The sequence below is a fragment of the Bradyrhizobium sp. STM 3561 genome, from assembly GCF_045571455.1.
GTDB lineage: Bacteria > Pseudomonadota > Alphaproteobacteria > Rhizobiales > Xanthobacteraceae > Bradyrhizobium > Bradyrhizobium vignae.
This window is the reverse complement of the sequence record NZ_CP120695.1, coordinates 4390403-4408365: the sequence shown is the minus strand read 5'-3', so window position 1 is coordinate 4408365 and position 17963 is coordinate 4390403. Positions and strand designations below refer to the sequence as shown.

At 64.1% G+C, this 17963-nt stretch carries 12 protein-coding genes and 3 pseudogenes; 8 read left to right on the top strand and 7 right to left on the bottom strand.

Annotation, left to right across the window (positions count from 1 at the left end):
- Position 1: 1 nt before the first annotated feature.
- The 3 genes from P6U28_RS20965 (at position 2) to P6U28_RS20955 (ending at position 4593) form a co-directional block, all read left to right on the top strand.
- Entirely contained in the window at positions 2–838 is an 837-nt protein-coding gene (locus tag P6U28_RS20965) for an enoyl-CoA hydratase family protein (RefSeq protein WP_122402257.1), read from the top strand.
- 101 nt (positions 839–939) lie between these two features.
- Entirely contained in the window at positions 940–3291 is a 2352-nt protein-coding gene (locus P6U28_RS20960) for a bifunctional salicylyl-CoA 5-hydroxylase/oxidoreductase (RefSeq protein WP_129144170.1), read from the top strand.
- A 51-nt stretch (positions 3292–3342) separates the two neighbouring features.
- Positions 3343–4593, top strand: a complete 1251-nt coding sequence (locus P6U28_RS20955) for a flavin-dependent oxidoreductase (RefSeq protein ID WP_407119765.1) — start codon at positions 3343–3345, stop codon at positions 4591–4593.
- 9 nt (positions 4594–4602) lie between these two features.
- Here P6U28_RS20955 and P6U28_RS20950 read toward each other — a convergent pair whose 3' ends face one another.
- Both P6U28_RS20950 and P6U28_RS20945 read right to left on the bottom strand, forming a co-directional pair.
- Entirely contained in the window at positions 4603–5058 is a 456-nt protein-coding gene (locus P6U28_RS20950) for a cupin domain-containing protein (RefSeq protein WP_407119764.1), read from the bottom strand.
- Between the two features lie 27 nt (positions 5059–5085).
- Complete coding sequence (locus P6U28_RS20945) at positions 5086–6261, bottom strand: ABC transporter substrate-binding protein (RefSeq protein ID WP_162500569.1); 1176 nt, start codon at positions 6259–6261, stop codon at positions 5086–5088.
- Positions 6262–6510: 249 nt separating this feature from the next.
- On the opposite strand from P6U28_RS20945, the gene P6U28_RS20940 reads away from it, so the two are divergent.
- The 3 genes from P6U28_RS20940 (at position 6511) to P6U28_RS20930 (ending at position 9349) form a co-directional block, all read left to right on the top strand.
- Positions 6511–7029: a MarR family winged helix-turn-helix transcriptional regulator gene (locus tag P6U28_RS20940; RefSeq protein ID WP_162500193.1), complete on the top strand. Its 519-nt coding sequence runs from the start codon at positions 6511–6513 to the stop codon at positions 7027–7029.
- A 148-nt stretch (positions 7030–7177) separates the two neighbouring features.
- Positions 7178–8869 (top strand): benzoate-CoA ligase family protein, encoded by a 1692-nt coding sequence (locus P6U28_RS20935; RefSeq protein ID WP_407119763.1) that lies wholly within the window; start codon positions 7178–7180, stop codon positions 8867–8869.
- 15 nt (positions 8870–8884) lie between these two features.
- Positions 8885–9349 carry a RidA family protein gene (locus tag P6U28_RS20930; protein ID WP_174221568.1) on the top strand — a complete coding sequence of 155 codons (465 nt, stop codon included), beginning with the start codon at positions 8885–8887 and terminating at the stop codon, positions 9347–9349.
- A 285-nt stretch (positions 9350–9634) separates the two neighbouring features.
- Here P6U28_RS20930 and P6U28_RS20925 read toward each other — a convergent pair.
- The 4 genes and pseudogenes from P6U28_RS20925 to P6U28_RS20910 all read right to left on the bottom strand — a co-directional run.
- A pseudogene (locus P6U28_RS20925) lies at positions 9635–10005 on the bottom strand (BON domain-containing protein); the annotation flags it as partial.
- Between the two features lie 104 nt (positions 10006–10109).
- Positions 10110–11087: a CHAD domain-containing protein gene (locus P6U28_RS20920; RefSeq protein WP_407119762.1), complete on the bottom strand. Its 978-nt coding sequence runs from the start codon at positions 11085–11087 to the stop codon at positions 10110–10112.
- Positions 11088–11098: 11 nt separating this feature from the next.
- Complete coding sequence (locus P6U28_RS20915; RefSeq protein ID WP_407119761.1) at positions 11099–12625, bottom strand: AAA family ATPase; 1527 nt, start codon at positions 12623–12625, stop codon at positions 11099–11101.
- 35 nt (positions 12626–12660) lie between these two features.
- Positions 12661–13644: a zinc-dependent alcohol dehydrogenase family protein gene (locus P6U28_RS20910; protein WP_407119760.1), complete on the bottom strand. Its 984-nt coding sequence runs from the start codon at positions 13642–13644 to the stop codon at positions 12661–12663.
- 165 nt (positions 13645–13809) lie between these two features.
- Between P6U28_RS20910 and P6U28_RS20905 the strand changes: the two are divergent.
- A pseudogene (locus P6U28_RS20905) lies at positions 13810–14632 on the top strand (universal stress protein).
- Between the two features lie 18 nt (positions 14633–14650).
- Positions 14651–17344, top strand: coding sequence for a GNAT family N-acetyltransferase (locus P6U28_RS20900; protein ID WP_407119759.1), 2694 nt, complete (start codon positions 14651–14653; stop codon positions 17342–17344).
- On the opposite strand, the pseudogene P6U28_RS20895 reads toward P6U28_RS20900, so the two are convergent.
- Positions 17333–17557: pseudogene (locus P6U28_RS20895) on the bottom strand (phage holin family protein); the annotation flags it as partial. The gene P6U28_RS20900 and the pseudogene P6U28_RS20895 overlap by 12 nt on opposite strands.
- Positions 17558–17963: the final 406 nt, after the last annotated feature.

The following is a 17963-nucleotide window of genomic DNA, read 5'->3' as shown; positions in this document are numbered from 1 at the left end:
CATGAGCAGACCCGCCAATCCCGTCACCGTGCCGCTTGCAGACTATTCGCCGCAGCACTTCCTGCTGGCCGTGGTCGACGGCGTTGCCACGGTCACGCTCAACCGCCCCGAACGAAAGAATCCCCTGACGTTCGAAAGCTACCGGGAATTGACCGATTTCTTCCGTGCCTGCGCTTTCGACGACGCGGTCAAATCCATCGTCGTCACCGGTGCCGGCGGCAATTTCTCGTCCGGCGGCGACGTGTTCGAGATCATTGGTCCGCTCGTGAAGATGGACACCAAGGGGCTGACCGCCTTCACGCGGATGACCGGCGACCTCGTCAAGGCGATGCGGGCCTGCCCGCAGCCGATCGTGGCCGCGGTCGAGGGCATCTGCGCCGGGGCCGGGGCGATCATCGCCATGGCATCGGACATGCGCCTTGCGGCAAGCGGGGCGAAGGTGGCGTTCCTGTTCAACAAGGTGGGGCTGGCCGGCTGCGACATGGGTGCTTGTGCGATCCTGCCGCGCATCATCGGGCAGTCCCGCGCCTCCGAACTGCTCTACACCGGCCGGTTCATGACTGCGGAAGAGGGCGAGCGCTGGGGCTTCTTCAGCCGCATCGTCACGCCGGAGCAGGTGCTGCCCCAAGCGCAAATTCTGGCGAAACAGATCGCCGAAGGGCCGACCTTTGCCAACACCATGACCAAGCGGATGCTCGCCATGGAATGGGCGATGTCGGTCGAGGAGGCGATCGAAGCGGAGGCCGTTGCCCAGGCGCTGTGCATGACTACGGCGGATTTCGAGCGTGCTTTCGAGGCGTTCGCCAACAAGGTCAGGCCGGTCTTCAGGGGCGACTGAGCCGGCCGCTATTATCCTGAGCCAAGCCAGGAATGGGGCTTGCACGAAATTATTTTAGGCTTAAAATAGTTTTCATGGCCGGTCGAATTGGCGAGGCTCCCATGAAAGTCGCGATCATCGGTGGCGGACCTGCGGGTCTTTACGCGGCAATCCTGCTGAAGAAGCAGCGGCCAAGCGCCGACGTCGCCGTGTATGAGCGCAACCGCGCCGACGACACCTTCGGCTTCGGCGTGGTGTTCTCGGATGCGACGCTCGATAATTTCGAGAAGCACGATCTTCCGAGCTACCGCCGCATCACCCAGGAATTCGCCTATTGGGACGACATCGCCGTGCATTTCCGCGGCACGGTGCACCGGGTCGGCGGCAACGGCTTTTGCGGCTGCTCGCGACGCAAGCTGCTTTTGATCCTTCAGGAGCGTGCGCGAGAGCTTGGCGTCGCGCTGCAGTTCGAGGTGGACATCGGCGATGAATCCCGCTTCGCCGATGCCGATCTCATCCTCATCGCCGACGGCATCAACAGCCGTTTCCGCGAGAAATACGTCGATCATTTCCAGCCGGAGGTCGACGTCCGCTCCAACAAGTTCGCCTGGATGGGATCGACCAGGCCGCTCGATGCCTTCACCTTCATCTTCCAGGAAACCGAGTGGGGCCCGTTCATTGCCCATGCCTATCAGTATGAGGCTGGGCATTCGACCTGGATCTTCGAGACCGATCCTGAAACGTTCGAGCGGGCGGGGCTGACAGGGCTGGACGAGGCTCAGTCCGCCGCGCGGATGGCAGACATCTTCGGCTGGTTCCTCAATGGGCACAAGCTGCTGACGAACCGCTCGATGTGGCGCAACTTCCCCATGATCCGCAGCAAGCGCTGGGTCAAGGACAACATGGTCCTGCTCGGCGACGCCAAGGCCAGCGCGCATTTCTCGATCGGCTCGGGCACGAAGCTTGCGATGGAGGATGCAATTGCGCTGGCCGAAGCCATGGAGAGGGCGCCCAGCATCGAGGCGGCGCTGCAGATCTACGAGAACGGCCGCCGCGAGGAGGTCGAGAAGACGCAGCATGCCGCCGACGTCTCGCTGGTCTGGTTCGAGCACGTCGACCGCTTCTGGAATTTCGACCCGGTGCAGTTCGCCTTCGGCGTCATGACGCGCTCGAAGGCGATCACATATGACAATCTGAAGCTCCGCGCGCCGGATTTCGTGGCGGAGGTCGACAAGTCGTTTGCCAGGCAGGTACGCAGCAGCGGCTTCGATGTCGACACCGATCGGCCGATGGTGCCGCTGTTCCAGCCGTTCCGCTTGCGGGAGATGAAGCTCGCCAATCGCGCGGTGATGTCGCCGATGTGCATGTATTCGGCGCGGGAGGGTGTGCCGACCGACTTCCACCTCGTGCATTACGGCTCGCGCGCGATCGGCGGTGCCGGGCTGATCTTCACCGAGATGACCTGTGTCAGCCGCGACGCCAGGATCACCCCCGGCTGCGCCGGCCTGTGGAACGACGAGCAGGAGGCCGCGTGGCGGCGCATCGTGGATTTCGTCCACGCCAATTCGGCCGCGAAAATCTGCCTGCAACTGGGCCACGCCGGCCGCAAGGGCGCAACCAGGTTGATGTGGGACGGCATGGACCGTCCCTTGGAGCAGGGCGGCTGGGAAGTTTTCTCGGCCTCACCGCTACCTTATTTTCCCGACAGCCAGGTGCCGCGTGAGCTCGATCGGGCCGGCATGAAAGCGGTGAGAGACGCTTTCGTCGCGGCGGCCGAGCGCGGCGAGCGCTGCGGCTTCGATATGCTCGAATTGCACTGCGCCCACGGCTATCTGCTCGCGAGCTTCATCTCCCCTCTCACGAACACCCGTACGGACGAGTATGGCGGCGCGCTCGAAAATCGGCTGCGCTTCCCGCTCGAGGTCTTCGAGGCGCTGCGCGCGGTGTGGCCCTTGCACAAACCGATGTCGGTACGCATCTCCGCAACCGACTGGGCGGACGGTGGCATCACCGGCGACGACGCCGTCGCCGTAGCGCGCGCTTTCGCCGAGGCGGGTGTCGATCTCGTCGACGTCTCGACCGGTCAGACCGTGCGTGATGCGCAGCCCGTCTACGGGCGCATGTTCCAGACGCCCTTTTCGGACCAGGTCCGCAACGAGGCGCGCGTGGCCACCATGTGCGTCGGTAACATCACCACGGCTGACCAAGCCAACACGATCTTGGCCGCCGGCCGGGCGGATCTCGTCGCACTCGGCCGTCCGCACCTGGTCGACCCCTTCTTCACCATGAAGGCGGCGGCCTGGTATGGGGCAAACGACGCTTTCTGCCCCCCGCAATATCTGCCCGGCAAAGATCAGATCTTCCGCAACAGCGTGCGCGACCGGCAGGACCTCGAGGAGCTGAGAATTAAGGCTAAGCCCAAGACCCGGGCCGAGCTCAAGGCGGAGGCGACAAAGCCGCTTGCGGCGGAGTGACCGCCCGTGCGACGTTAACCCATTGCCTGTGTTTCGAGTGGAGTTAGGGCGATGAAGGCGATTATCGTCGGCGGCGGTATCGGTGGCCTCACCACGGCATTGATGTTGCGCTCGCGCGGCCTGGATTGCGAGATCTACGAGCAGGCCGACACCATTCGCGAACTCGGCGTCGGCATCAACACGCTGCCGCATGCCATGCGGGAACTGGCCGGGCTCGGACTGTTGCAGAAGCTCGACGACGTCGCGATCCGCACCGATCAGCTCTATTATCTCAACCGCCATGGCCAGGAGGTCTGGCGCGAAGCCCGCGGCATCGACGCCGGTCACGACGTGCCGCAATTCTCGATCCACCGCGGCCGGCTTCAGCGCGTCATCCATCGCGCGGTCGAGGAGCGGCTCGGCGCGAACGCAATTCACACCGGCTGCCGGCTTGGTGCTTTCACGCAGGACGAGGGCGGCGTCACGGCCTACTTCTTCGATCGCGCCGGCGCGCACGTCCACACCGCGCGTGGCGATATCCTGATAGGCGCCGACGGCATCCATTCGCGCGTCCGCGAGACGCTGTTCCCCAATGAGGGCCCGCCGTGCTGGAATGGGCTGATGCTGTGGCGCGGCGCCCGCGACTGGCCGCTGTTCCTCACCGGCAAGTCGATGATCGTGGCCGGGGGGCTCAATGCCAAGGTGGTGATCTACCCGATCGCGGAAGGATCGAGCCCGGCAAGCCGGCTGACCAATTGGGCGGTGCTGGTGAAGATCGGCGAGGGTAATGCCCCGCCACCGCGCAAGGAGGACTGGTCGCGCCCGGGCCGCCGCGAGGAGCTGATGCCGCATGTCGCGCGCTTCTCGGTTCCCTACATTGACGTGAAGAGCCTGATCTCGGCAACGCCCGAATTCTACGAGTATCCAACCTGCGACCGCGATCCCTTGCCCTATTGGTCGTCGGGCAGAGTCACGCTGCTCGGCGATGCCGCGCATCCGATGTATCCGGTCGGATCAAACGGCGCCTCGCAGGCGATCCTTGACGCGCGCTGCCTTGCGGATGCGCTGGTACGCGCCGAACACCCGCGCCAGGCGCTGCTGGAGTACGAGAAGAAGCGCCTGCCGATGACGGCCGAGATCGTCCGCTCCAATCGGCGCGGCGGCCCCGAGGGCGTCATCGACGCCGTCGAGCAGCTCGCGCCCGACGGCTTCGACAATGTCGACAATGTGCTGAGCTATTCCCAGCGCGAGGCGATCGTGCGGGGCTATGCCACGAAGGCCGGTTTCGCCGCGGTGCCGGGACTTGCGGCCGTGCGCGCTTAAGACAGGCTGCTAGCCGCCGGGCGGCGGCGGTAGGAAGTGGATGTTGAACTCGGCGGCCATCGCCACCACGTCCTCGGGCTTTTGCTCCTTCATGTTGTGAAGGCCCCAGAACAGGTCGAACAGCTTGCGGCTCGGGGAGACCCAGAACAGCACCTTTGCGGTCTGCTCCGACTTGTTGAAGATGCCGTGCGGCACGCCCATGCCGAGGCGGACCAGGTCGCCTGCCGTTGCCTGCGCTTCCGAATTGCCGAGCACGAAATCGAGCTTGCCCTCCAGCATGTAGAGATATTCATCCTGGTCGGGGTGAATGTGCGGCGGCACGAAGGTGCCCGGCGGCAGCGTCGCATGCCAGGAGAAACTGTTCTCGGCGTAGCTCTTCGGCACGTAGGTCTGGCCGAGGATGTTCCAGGAAATGCCCTGGATGCCCTCATTGGCGCGGGTGATGCCGGTGATTTCACTCTTCATTGCAGTCCTCCCGTAACACGCTTCGGCTCAGTTCGCCGCCTTGCAATCCTTGGCATAGCGATCGCCGTAATTCTCAAAGACCTTCTGCACGATCTCGGTCTGGAACTTGCCATCCGGACGCTTGGCCACCTTGGTCAGGTAGAAATCCTGGATCGGATAACCGTTGGTGTTGAACTTGAAGGCACCGCGCAGCGAGGTAAAGTCGGCCTTCTTCAAAGCGGCGGCGACCGCGTCCTTGTTGGACAGGTTGCCCTTCACGGCCCTGACGGCGCTGTCGATCAGCATCGCGGCATCGTAAGCCTGGAAGGCGTAGGTGCCGGGAACGCTGTTGTAGGCGGCCTCGTAGGCGGCAACGAACTTCTTGTTCTGGGGATTGTCGAGATTGGGCGCCCAGTTCGCGCCGCCGAACATGCCGACGGCCGCGTCCTGCTGCGCCGGCAGGGTCGATTCATCCACCGTGAACGCCGAGAGCACCGGAATGGTATCGGCGAGCCCGGCCTGCCGGTATTGCTTGACGAGATTGACGCCGAGGCCGCCGGGCATGAACGTGAAGAGAGCATCAGGCTTCTGCGACGAGATCTTGGACAGCTCCGGCTGGAAATCCAGCGTATTCAGCGGCATGTAGGATTCCTCGACGATCTCGCCCTTATAGTCGAGCTTGAACCCCGCGACCGAGTCCTTGCCGGCCTGATAGTTCGGGACCATCAGGTACATGCGCTTGTAGCCGCGATCCTGCGCGACCTTGCCGAGGATCTCGTGCACCTGATCGTTCTGATACGACGTCACATAGAAGAACGGGTTGCAGTCCTTGCCGGCGAAGGTCGACGGCCCGGCATTGGGACTGATCAGGAAGGTTTTCGATTCTGTGATGGGCCGGTGGATCGCCTGAAGGATGTTGGAGAAGATCGGGCCGACCACGAAGTCGACCTTCTCGCGCTCGAGAAGGCCCTTGACCTTCGTCACCGCTGCATCCGGCTTCAGCTCATCGTCGACGACGACGACCTCGACGTCGCGGCCGCCCATCTTGCTGCCGAGATCCTTCACTGCGAGCGTGAAGCCGTCGCGAACCTGTTGGCCCAGCGCGGCGGCAGGTCCCGACAGGGTCACGATCACACCCAGCTTGATTTTTTCCTGGGCGAGGGCAGGGGTCACCACGGTGCCGAGCAGCATTGCGGCTGCGGCTAAGGTCATTTGCGTCTTCATCATCTTCCCTCGCGTCGATTGGCTTGCGCTGCAAGCCACGTACTTCGATCCAAGCTTATGCCGATGACGGCCGCCGCGGCAAGCCGAGCTCGAGGCGGCTATCCCGCGGGCAGCTGCGCATGCAAGCGGCGCGCCAATTATTTGAAGCCTAAAGAAATTGACGTGCGGTCGATTATTGCAGCTTTGGACTTGCAGCCGGCGCCGATTTATTTGAAGCTCAAAACGTTGGGGAATCCGTGCCGGCGCCAAATGCCGGCCGTGAGTGACTGCAGCAACATGCTCGATTCCGAGACCAAGGCCGTCGAAACACCGGAGGACCACGCCGAAGAGCTTCGGCTGTGGCTGCGGCTCTTGACCTGCACGACGCTGATCGAGGGCGAGGTGCGCGGCCGGCTGCGGCAGCGGTTCGACGTCACGCTGCCGCGTTTCGACCTGATGGCACAGCTCGACAAGGCGCCTGACGGCATGACGCTGTCCGACGTCTCCAAGCGCATGATGGTCTCCAACGGGAACGTCACCGGTCTCGTCGAGCGTCTGGTGGAATCAGGCCATCTCGACCGGCGCACCTCGGAGACGGACCGCCGCGTCCAGGTGATCCGTCTCACAAAGCTCGGGCGTGCCGAGTTTCGCAGGATGGCTGCGGAACACGAGACCTGGATCGCCGATCTCTTCGCTGACCTCTCCCCGAAGGATGTGCGCGAATTGATGCGCCTCTTGGCCAAGACCAAGGCTTCGGCGCAGAAATCCGCCGCCCGGCGCCGGCCATAAACCGGCCGGCCGAGCAGACCGCCGATCCCCTTTGCCGCAGGAAAAAGCACGGCATGCCCAAAATCCGCTATTGCGCGAAATTGTTTTAAGCCTAAAATGTTTTCCAGATCGTGCTGCCGGGTGCAATCCATGCTGAAAGGAGCGTGCGATGGCCAACGCCGCCAAGATTCAAGTGTCGGGTCCGTGTGACGGCAATGCCGCGACGGCCCATGTCGATACGTTCGCGCAGCAGCATCTGCCGCCGCGCGAGCTCTGGCCCGAATTCATTTTCTCGCGGCCGGAGCTGCGCTATCCCCCGCGACTGAACTGCGTCAGCTATTTCCTCGATCGCTGGGTCGAGCAGGGCCAGGGCGATGCACCTTGCGTCATCAGCCCTGGCGTCAGCTACACCTATCGCGAGCTGCAGGCGCTGGTGAACCGCATCGCGAACGTGCTGGTCGGCAAGCTTGGTCTCGTCGCCGGCGGCCGTGTGCTGTTGCGCTCTGCCAATAACCCCATGATGGTCGCGACCTATCTCGCGGTGATCAAGGCCGGCGGCATCGTCGTAGCGACGATGCCGCTGCTCCGCGCCAAGGAGCTGTCCTATCCGATCCAGAAAGCGGCGATCACGCTGGCGCTGTGCGACGGAAAACTCTCCGAGGAGATGGAGAAGGCGAAGGCCGCAGCGCCCGGTCTCGAGCGCGTCGTCTATTGGGGCAATGACGCCTCCGATTCGCTCGAAGCGCTGATTGCGGATGCGAGCCCCGAGTTCAGGGCTCTCGATACCGCAGCCGATGACATCTGCCTGATCGCCTTCACCTCGGGCACCACAGGCGATCCCAAGGGCACCATGCATTTCCATCGCGACATGCTCGCGGTCTGCGATGGCTATGCGCGCAACATCTTGCGGGCCGAGCAGAAGGATCGCTTCATCGGCTCGGCGCCGCTCGCGTTCACCTTCGGTTTCGGCGGCGTGCTGTTCCCGATGCATATCGGCGCCTCCTTCGTGGTGCTGGAGAAGACCACGCCGGACGACATTCTGAATGCGATCGAGCAGTACAAGACCACGGTCTGCTTCACGGCGCCGACCGCATACCGGGCCATGCTCGGCAAGCTCGCAGGCCGCGACATCTCCTCGCTTCGCAAATGCGTCTCTGCCGGCGAAACGCTGCCCAAGCCGACATTCGAAGCGTGGCTGAAGGCCACCGGCATCAAGCTGATGGACGGCATCGGTTCGACCGAACTGCTGCACATCTTCATCAGTGCGACTGAGGACGAGATCCGCCCCGGCGCCACCGGAAAGCCCGTGCCGGGCTATGAGGCCAAGATCGTCGATGACGAGGGCCGCGACGTGCCGCCCGGGACGATGGGCCGCCTCGCCGTGCGCGGGCCGACCGGCTGCCGGTATCTCGCCGACGAGCGGCAGCGGAAATACGTCCAGAACGGTTGGAACATCACCGGCGACACCTATCTGATGGATGGCGATGGTTATTTCTGGTACCAGTCGCGCTCCGACGACATGATCGTGTCGGCCGGCTACAACATCGCAGGGACCGATGTCGAAGCGGCGCTGCTCACGCATCCGGCGGTCGCCGAGTGCGGTGTGGTCGGCGCCCCCGACGAGGCGCGCGGCATGATCGTGAAGGCCTATGTCGTTGCCGCACCGGGCGTGACGCCTGACGCTCAGCTCGTGGCCGAGTTGCAGGAGCATGTCAAACGCGAGATCGCGCCGTATAAATATCCGCGCGCCATCGAATTTGTGACGCAATTGCCGAAGACCGAGACCGGAAAGTTGAAACGCTTTGCGCTGCGGCAGCTGGCGCAGGCCGCAGTGACGTCCTCAGGCGTCGCTGCGGAATGAGAGAAGGATAGAGAATTGTCTGTGACGACGCCGAAGGGCTCGCAACTCGCGGTGCTGCCGACAGCAGCCGAGGACGGGACGCGCATCAAGGCGCAGATCCTCCAGCCATCAGGCTGGCCGGTGCCGAAGGGGTATGCCAACGGCATGGCTGCCGAGGGGCGCATCGTCGTGACCGGCGGGGTGATCGGCTGGGACGCCGAAGAGCGTCTCGCCGACGGCTTCGTCGCGCAGGTGCGTCAGACCCTCGGCAACATCGCCGCGATCCTGGCCGAGGCCGGTGCCCGCCCGGAGCACCTCGTGCGTTTGACCTGGTACGTCGTCGATATGGACGAGTACCTGGCCAATCTGAAGGAGCTGGGCAGGGTCTACCGCGACGTCTTCGGAGCGCACTATCCTGCGATGGCGCTGGTTCAGGTCGTTCGCCTCGTGGAGAAGGCGGCGCGCGTCGAGATCGAAGCCACCGCCGTCATTCCGCGCTGAGCTTGGCCGCGATCGGCTCGCCTTGGTTAAGCCGCGATGAAATGAGGTATCATTGCGCAACGACGGAGGTGCGATCCCTCCCGCTTGCGGGAGAGGATTGGGGAGAGGGCGCTTCCGCAATGGGACAATCCCCAAGAGGAGAAAGCCCTCACCCGGTGCTTCGCCATAGCCGAGGCTTTGCCTCGGCGTGTTTGAGATGACGGCCGCCAGAGGCGGCCTGCCTCTCCCGCAAGCGGGAGAGGTGAACGAGCCGCCACAATCGATTCATCCTAAGGCCATTTCGCATTAGCTCGCCTTGGCGAGCTCGTCGTCCTCGGGCGAGTTCAGATAGACGCCCGACATGGTGTCGATCCAACACAGATGGTCGTGCACCTTCGTGACGCCCTCGACGTTCTCCGCTGCGACGATCGCGGCCTGCCGTGCGCGCTCCTCGGTGATGACGCCGCTGGGATGAACGATACCGTCGCGTATGATGACGTTCAGCCCGAATGGACACCAGTCGTTCCTCTCCATGGTGTCGATGATGCGGCTGCGAATGTGATCGTCGTCCCGTTGTTTCGCTCCATGAGATCGACGATCTCCGCGAGCGCCGTATCTTCCGTGATGGTCGGAGGCTGGGCGTCATGGCCGCGCTCGACATGATCGGCCTGATCATGCCGGGTCGGAAGACCATTATCTGAAAAGTGTGAAGCGGTTTTCCGAGTAGATCATGCTCAAACAGTAAGCTGGACGATGATGATCATCCCAATCTCATCGCGCCTTAGACCTCCGGCTCGGAGCTCGTCGCGAGGTCCGAGGAGCGGAAGCGCTTGGCCTTGTCCAGTTTCCGGTAGGCCACTGACGCCGTTCGCAACAGCTTCTTTTCCCGCTTGCGATTGAGGAAGCGATGGCCGGCATCAAGGACGGCGCCGTTCAACGATGACGCGAGCGCCTGTCCCCGTACATCGTCGTTCAGCTGTCCGAGCGACCGTTGCGCCTTGCGCAATTGCTTGAGCATGGACTTCTGCTTCGCCGCCGCCGCTCCATCGGCGAACAGATCCGCAAGCGACTCGACCGAATAGGTCAGCCGCTTGTTGAGGAGCCGCAACTGGTGACGTCTCGCGACATCGAGCCTTTTCAGTTTCCGGGCCTTCTTGAGCAGCGTCGTCTCCCACTCCGTCAGCCGTTCACTCGTGTGGTCGGCGAGCGTGCGGCGGCGCAATCGAATGGCTTCCTTGCTGCGCCGGGTCGACCAGGGGCCGCTATCGATCCACATCGAGGTCTGCTCGACCAGGCGGCGGTAACGCGCGGATTGCAGCGCGCGCGCCAGCAGCCGGTGGCTCTCGGCCCGTTTCTCGTCCCAGTGCTGAAGCTCGGCGATCACGGCAAGCTCGTCACCGCTCTCGGCGACGACCCGCTCGATGGCCACGTCGAGATCCCGCACCATGCCGAGCTGGCCGTTCAGCCATTTCAGTTCGGCCCAGACATTCGGCCGCCGGGCATCGTCGACCATCGGCGAGAAGAAGCGGATGGCAGTTCGCAGATGCGTCAGTGCGATGCGGATCTGGTGCAGCGCGTCGGGATCGCCGCGGCAAGTGCCGTCGTGCTGAGCGAGCACGGCGTCGAGGTGACGGCGGGCGATGATCCGGAACGCCGTATCGCAGGCCATGCCGGGGCTGAGGCGGGCGGGCAGGGCGTTGCGCCGCGCCGCCGGCTTGGCATGCGCGGTTGCCGTCGAGCTTGTGATGGATCGCGACATCCTTGCCCGCATCAATCCGATTGCCCTATTTGCCCCGCAGCGATCGCGTCGCGGCAGTTCTGGAGCGTCTGCTCTCGTGTCCCGGATGCATTGATGGTCGCCCAGTCGACATGGCCGATATTATAGTGCTCTTGCAGCGCGGCAACCTCTTGCGTGGCATCCGATGCGTCTCCCCGGCGGCTTCCGATCCGCGCTTGCCGGGTCGCGAGGTCTGCGACCAGGAACAGACCGTGCAGCGACACGTTGCGCTCGCGCGCGAGCGTGGTGACCGCATCGCGTTCGTCCTCGCGTGCGAATACGCCGTCGATGATCGCCGAATGGCCCTGCGCCAGCACCCGCCGGGCGTGCTGAGCCAGTGTGTCGTAGACGCGGGCCGTAACCTCCGGCGAATAGGCGGATGGCGGCAGGCGGTGCGTATCCGCGACCCCGAACATTTGCTTGCGGACGAGATCGCTGCGCAGCACGACGGCTCCCGGCTGCGGCGCGACGACCGGCGCGAGCGCGTGCGCCAGGACCGTCTTTCCGGTGCCGGACAGCCCGCCGACCGCAATCAGACGCGGAGCAGGAGGATGGATCAGCATCTGGGCGAGTTCAAAATAGCGCCGTGCCTGGTCAACAATAGCGGGGGCATCGGAATGCGGTCGCTTTTGCCGTGCCAGGGCAACCTGGGCGCGGATCGCCGCCCGGATCGACATGAACAGCGGCAGGGCCGAGAGCGCGTCGAGATTGTCGGCCGGCGTGATGGCGAGATAGCGGTTCAGGATCATGTTCGCCGCGCTTGGCTGACGGTGCTGCAACAGGTCCATCAGCGTGAATGCGAGATCGTAGAGCACATCGACCGTTGCCATCTGCGCATCGAACTCGATCGCATCGAACAGCACGGGCCGATCATCGATCAGGACGATGTTTGCGAGATGCAGATCGCCATGACAGCGGCGCACGAAGCCCCGGCGGCCGCGCTCTGCGAGCAGGGGATGAATGCGTAGAAATGCCGCGTGCGAGGCTTTTCCGAGCTTTTCGATGTCTTCCGCGCTGAAATGTCCTCCGGCCCGCAAACCGTTGCTGTTGCCGTCGATAAGGGCAGGGATGGAGAAGACCCATGCATTTCCATTGGCGCGCGTCGCCGCCGCGTGTGACGCGGCGATTGCGTCGGCAGCCGCAGAGGCGAGCTTTGTGTCCAGCGGGCCGGCCTTGGCCAGATGATCGAGCGTCCTGCCTTCGTCAAAGCGCGACATGTCGACCGCATATTCGATCGGCCGGCCAGCGCCGTCGACCTTCACCGTTCCATCCGGCTCTTCTGTGATTGCCACGACGCGGTGGTAAATCTGCGGCGCCAGCGGCCGGTTGATCCTGATCTCCTCCTCGCAGGCCGCCTTGCGCTTCTCGAGTGTCGAATAGTCGAGGAACGGAAACCGGACGGCGCGCTTGATCTTCAGCGCGCGCTTTGCGTCCAGGAACACCGAGGCTGCATGGGTGTCGATCCGCGTCACGCCAGGATGTTCGGTCAGCATCTGGAAGACGCGCTCCTGGGCCGTCATTTCATCTTTCAGCGAAGCGGACATCCGAAGCACCATCAGGGCGTCAGCACGGCCGCGCCGAGGATCTGGCCGTTCCGCAGCATGCTCAAAACCTCGTTGGCCTGATCGAGCGGAAACGCCGTCGTCTCGGTGCGCACGCCGGCTTGCGGAGCGATCTTTAGAAAATCGAGGCCATCCCGCCGGGTCAGATTGGCGACCGAGACCAACTGCCGTTCCTGCCAGAGCAGGTCATACGGAAAACTTGGAATGTCGGTCATGTGGATGCCGGCACATACGACGCGACCGCCTTTGCGGACGGCGCGCAACGCTGCCGGGACAAGCTCGCCGGCCGGTGCGTAAATGATCGCGGCATCGAGCGGCTCGTCCGGCATTTGGTCGGATGACCCGGCCCAGACCGCGCCGAGACGGCGCGCAAGGTCTTGCGCAGCCGCGTCGCCGCGTCGCGTGAATGCATGGACGGATCGTCCCTGCCAAACCGCGACTTGCGCGATGATGTGGCCGGCCGCCCCAAAACCGTAGAGGCCGAGCCTGTCGGTGGGGCCGGCGAGGACCAGCGAGCGCCAGCCGATCAGGCCTGCGCACAGCAGAGGCGCAATCTCCACGTCGCTCCCGGTCTCACCGAGCGGAAAAGCGTAGCGTGCGTCGGCGATGGTGTGGGTTGCGTAACCGCCGTCGCGCGTGTAGCCGGTGAACAGCGGGGCGTCGCAGAGGTTTTCCATACCTTCCCGGCAGAAGCGACACTTTCCGCAGGTGAAGCCGAGCCAGGGAATGCCGACCCGGTCGCCAGGCGCATGTGTTGTCACATTTAGGCCTACGAGATCGACCCGGCCGACGATCTCGTGGCCAGGCACGATCGGATAACGAATATCGGGCAACTCGGCATCGACGAGATGAAGATCGGTCCGGCATACGCCGCAGGCGCTGATCTTCACCCGGATCTGACCCTTGCCCGGCATCGGGTCAGGCCGCTCCTCCATCTGGAGCCGTGCTCGTGGGGTCGACAACACCATCGCACGCATGAGTCTCTCCGGGGCGAACCGCTCCGATTGAAGTATTCATAGAATGACCCAGCGGCCAGTCCTTGACGTCGGTCAACGCCTGTTCCCGGGCGACCGGACGGAGTTTCCCCTACCTTGACGAGGATCAAGCGTCTCGACGTCAGCCGGCCTATTGTGGTGGCTGAGGTGCCCATCAAGGACGTCTTGCTGTCCCTTGTCGGCCAGCCGCGCGGGCCAGCCCTGGTTGCGATCGAGAAATGCGTGGCTGTCGCAGCGGATCTCGGCGCCAGGATCACCGCGCTCGTGCTCGAGGAAGAAGATGTTTTCGAGCGGCCGAAGGTGATGCTGCCTTACGATCGCGATTTCGTGCAAGCCAGTCCTGGGGCCGGCGACATGCAACAGCTCCTGAACGCCTTCAGCAACGCAGCTTCTCGGGCCAACATGCGCGCCCAAAGCCGATCGGGTAAGCTGCCTGCGGATCAGATCGGGGCGATCCTGGCCGAGCATGCCCGCTTCAGCGACCTCACGCTGGTTCCGGTAAAACCGCACGACAGCCGAACGGAGGCATGGTCGAGGCCTGCTTGTTCGAATCGGGTCGACCTCTTCTGCTCTGTCCCGAACATCTCGCGGACGAACTTCGGCCCGAATTCGAAAACGTCATGATTGCCTGGGATCACTCCGCGCGTGCAGTCGACGACGCGTTGCCCGTCGTTCGGGCTGCCGCCTCGGTTCGCGTGCTGACTGTGGCGGAGGACAAGACTGACGCGATCATGCAATCCGGAGCGGCTCTCGTCGAGGGAACACGGTGTCCGGCAAGGTGTTGGCAAGCTGCGCGAATTCCCATGGTATCGATACGATCGTGATGGGCGCCTATCATCATTCGCGCCTGAATAAGATCGTATGGGGTGGTGTGACAAAGACCGTCATTGGCCAGCCACTGTGCTGGGTTATGATTTCACACCAGGCGCCTGCTTCCGGCCTGATCGTCAACCATCGGAACCGCCGGTGACCCGGCGTATTTGCTTCCATGTCAATTTATCGTCTGAACAACCTGCTGTCGCCGCGCTCAGTTGCGCTGGTCGGGGCGAGCGCCCGTCCGGCGTCGGTGGGACGTGCCGTCCTGGAGAACATTCGCAAGGCCGAATTCAAGGGGCAGTTTGGCCTCGTCAATCTGCGCCATGCCGAGATCGGCGGTGTCGCGGCGGTGAAGAGCCTGGACAGGTTGAACTTCGTGCCCGAACTCGTGGTCATCACCGCGCCCGCGAGCGAGATTCCAGACATTATCGACCAAGCCGGGCGTCGCGGGTCTGCGGGTGCGCTGATCGTCTCGGCCGGGCTCGGCCAGGGGCCGGGATCGCTGCACGAGGCTACAAGCACTGCTGCCCGCAAGCACGGCATGCGGCTGATCGGGCCGAACTGCCTCGGCATCATGATGCCCGGCGTCAGCCTGAACGCCAGTTTCGCCGCGCACATGCCGGGAACGGGTAACCTCGCGCTGATCTCGCAATCGGGCGCGATTGCCGCCGGCATGGTGGATTGGGCCGCGCAGCGCGGCGTCGGCTTCTCCGGTATCGTCTCGATCGGCGATCAGATCGACGTCGACATTGCCGATCTGCTCGACCATTTCGCGATGGATCACAAGACCCGCGCGATCCTGCTCTACATCGAGGCCATCAAGGACGCGCGCAAATTCATGTCGGCTGCGCGCGCCGCCGCGCGCGTGAAGCCTGTCGTCGTGGTGAAGTCTGGCCGCATGGCGCAGGGTGCGAAGGCCGCTGCCACGCATACCGGCGCGCTTGCCGGTGCCGACGCCGTCTACGAGGCGGCGTTCCGCCGCGCGGGCGTGCTGCGGGTGTCTGATCTGCGTGAGCTGTTCGATTGTGCCGAGACACTGGGCCGTGTCGAATCCCCGACGGGCAAGCGTCTCGCCATCCTGACCAACGGTGGCGGCATCGGCGTCCTCGCCGTCGATCGATTGGTCGAGCTCGGCGGAGTTCCGGCAACCATCTCGGCCGACGCGCGCAAGAAGCTCGATGCGGCGCTGCCGCCGACCTGGTCCGGTGCAAATCCCGTCGACATCGTGGGCGACGCCGATGCCTCGCGCTACGCGGCGGCGCTGGAGGAACTGCTGGCCGATCGCGACAATGACGCAGTCCTCGTCCTCAACGTGCAAACCGCGATCGCCTCGGCCGCCGAGATCGCGACGACCGTGACGGAGCTCGTCGGCAAGTATCGCGAGCAGCACCGCCGGTGGGCGAAGCCCGTATTGGCGGCCTGGGTTGGGGCCGATCAGCACATCATTCAGGCACTCTCCGGCGCCGGTGTGCCGAACTATCCCACCGAGGACGATGCCGTGCGCGGGTTCATGCATCTGGTCCGGCACCGCGAAGTGGTGGAGGAGCTGAGCCAGGTGCCTCCCGCGATGCCCGATACGTTCGTTCCGAACACCCAGGGGGCGAGAGAGATCGTCGCCGCCGCGATCGCGGACGGTCGTGAATGGCTCGAGCCTGTCGAGATCAAGCATCTGCTCGAAGCTTACGACATCGCGATGGTGCCGACCTATGCGGCAACCAATGTCGAGCAGGCCGTGGCCTATGCGAAGCATATCTTCGCACAGGGCGGCACCGTCGTGCTGAAGATCATGTCGCGCGACATCATCCACAAATCCGATGTCGGCGGCGTCGTGCTCAACCTGACCACTCCCGAAGCCGTGCGAGGCGCTGCCACCGGCATTCTCGCGCGGGCGAAGAAGCTGCGTCCGGAAGCCCGCCTCGGCGGCGTCATCGTCCAGGCGATGGTCGTCAAGGCAAAGGCCCGCGAGCTGATCCTGGGTCTCGCCGACGATCCGACCTTCGGTACGGTGGTCGTCTTCGGCCGCGGCGGGACGGCGGTGGAGATCATCAACGACAAGGCGCTTGCGCTGCCGCCGCTCGATCTGCAACTGGCTCGCGATTTGATCGACCGCACGCGCGTGTCGCGGTTGCTGAAGGCCTACCGCGATGTGCCGGCGGTCAAGCAGGATGCCGTGGCCATGGTGCTGGTCAAGCTGGCGCAGATGGCCGCCGACATTCCCGAGATCCGCGAATTCGAAATCAATCCGCTGCTGGCGGACGAAACCGGCGTGACCGCGGTGGATGCCCGCGTCGCGGTCGGGCCGCCGCAGCGGAAGTTCGCCGGCTCCGGCCCGGCCAATTTCGCCGTTCGCGCCTATCCGTCGCAATGGGAGCGGCGCCTCAAGCTCAAGGACGACTGGCGCATCTTCGTGCGGCCGATGCGCCCTGAGGACGAGCCGACCATCCACGAATTCCTGCGTCACGTCACGCCGCACGACCTTCGCCTGCGCTTCTTCGCACCGATGAAGGAGTTCACCCACGAGTTCATCGCGCGCCTGACCCAGCTCGACTATGCACGTGCGATGGCCTTCATCGCATTCGACGAGGCCACCGGCGAAATGGTCGGCGTCGTCCGGCTCCATTCGGACTCGATCTACGAGAGCGGCGAATACGCGATTCTGCTGCGGTCCGATCTCAAAGGCAGGGGACTCGGCTGGACCCTCATGCAGCTGATCATCGACTACGCGCGGGCGGAAGGGTTGAAGTTCATATCGGGCGACGTGCTCCAGGAGAACACCGTGATGCTCGACATGTGCCGGCAGCTCGGCTTCGAGGTCAAGCCGGATCCGGCCGAGCCTGATATTTGCGACGTCAGGCTAAAGCTCTGAACTTGCATCGGCGGACGTCTTGGCCGTCGTCCGCAAATTCTTGAGCATGAGCGCGATCAGCGGCACCAGCGCCGGCACGATCGTGCTGAGCGGATGATGCACTGCGCCGGACACCCGGGCCAGCAGCGCACGGGCCTCGAGCTGGAGGGCTTCGATGGAGGCGCCGTGAATTTCGTTGGCGAGCTCGATATCACGCCCTGACGCTGCGTGGCCGGGGTCCTGCTCGGCCGAGGCGCGGCCGACGAGAAGGTTGCGACCTTTCTACTCGGCTGGCGTGAGCGGCAGGTCGCGCTCAAGGTCAGGCCGCGGCCATGGCCTCGACGCGAGCCGAATCCGGGAGGAGCATGATGCCCGCTGATGCGTTGCTGGTGACCATTGTCGTCGTCGCGATCTTCGTCGCATTTGCCGCAGTTCTGGCTTGGGCAGACCGGCAAACCAGCACCGGCCGGCTCATCCCGGGTCCAAGCGCGGAAGCTCATCGTCCGCGTCCGGCGCGCCGACGACCGATGCGCAAGCGGGCGCGGGCGTTCGGCAGCGCCTCAACGCAATATCGGCTTGCGCTGCTTGCAACTCTGCATCGACGGTGATGTATCGACACATCCTTCGGATGCATCCTTGC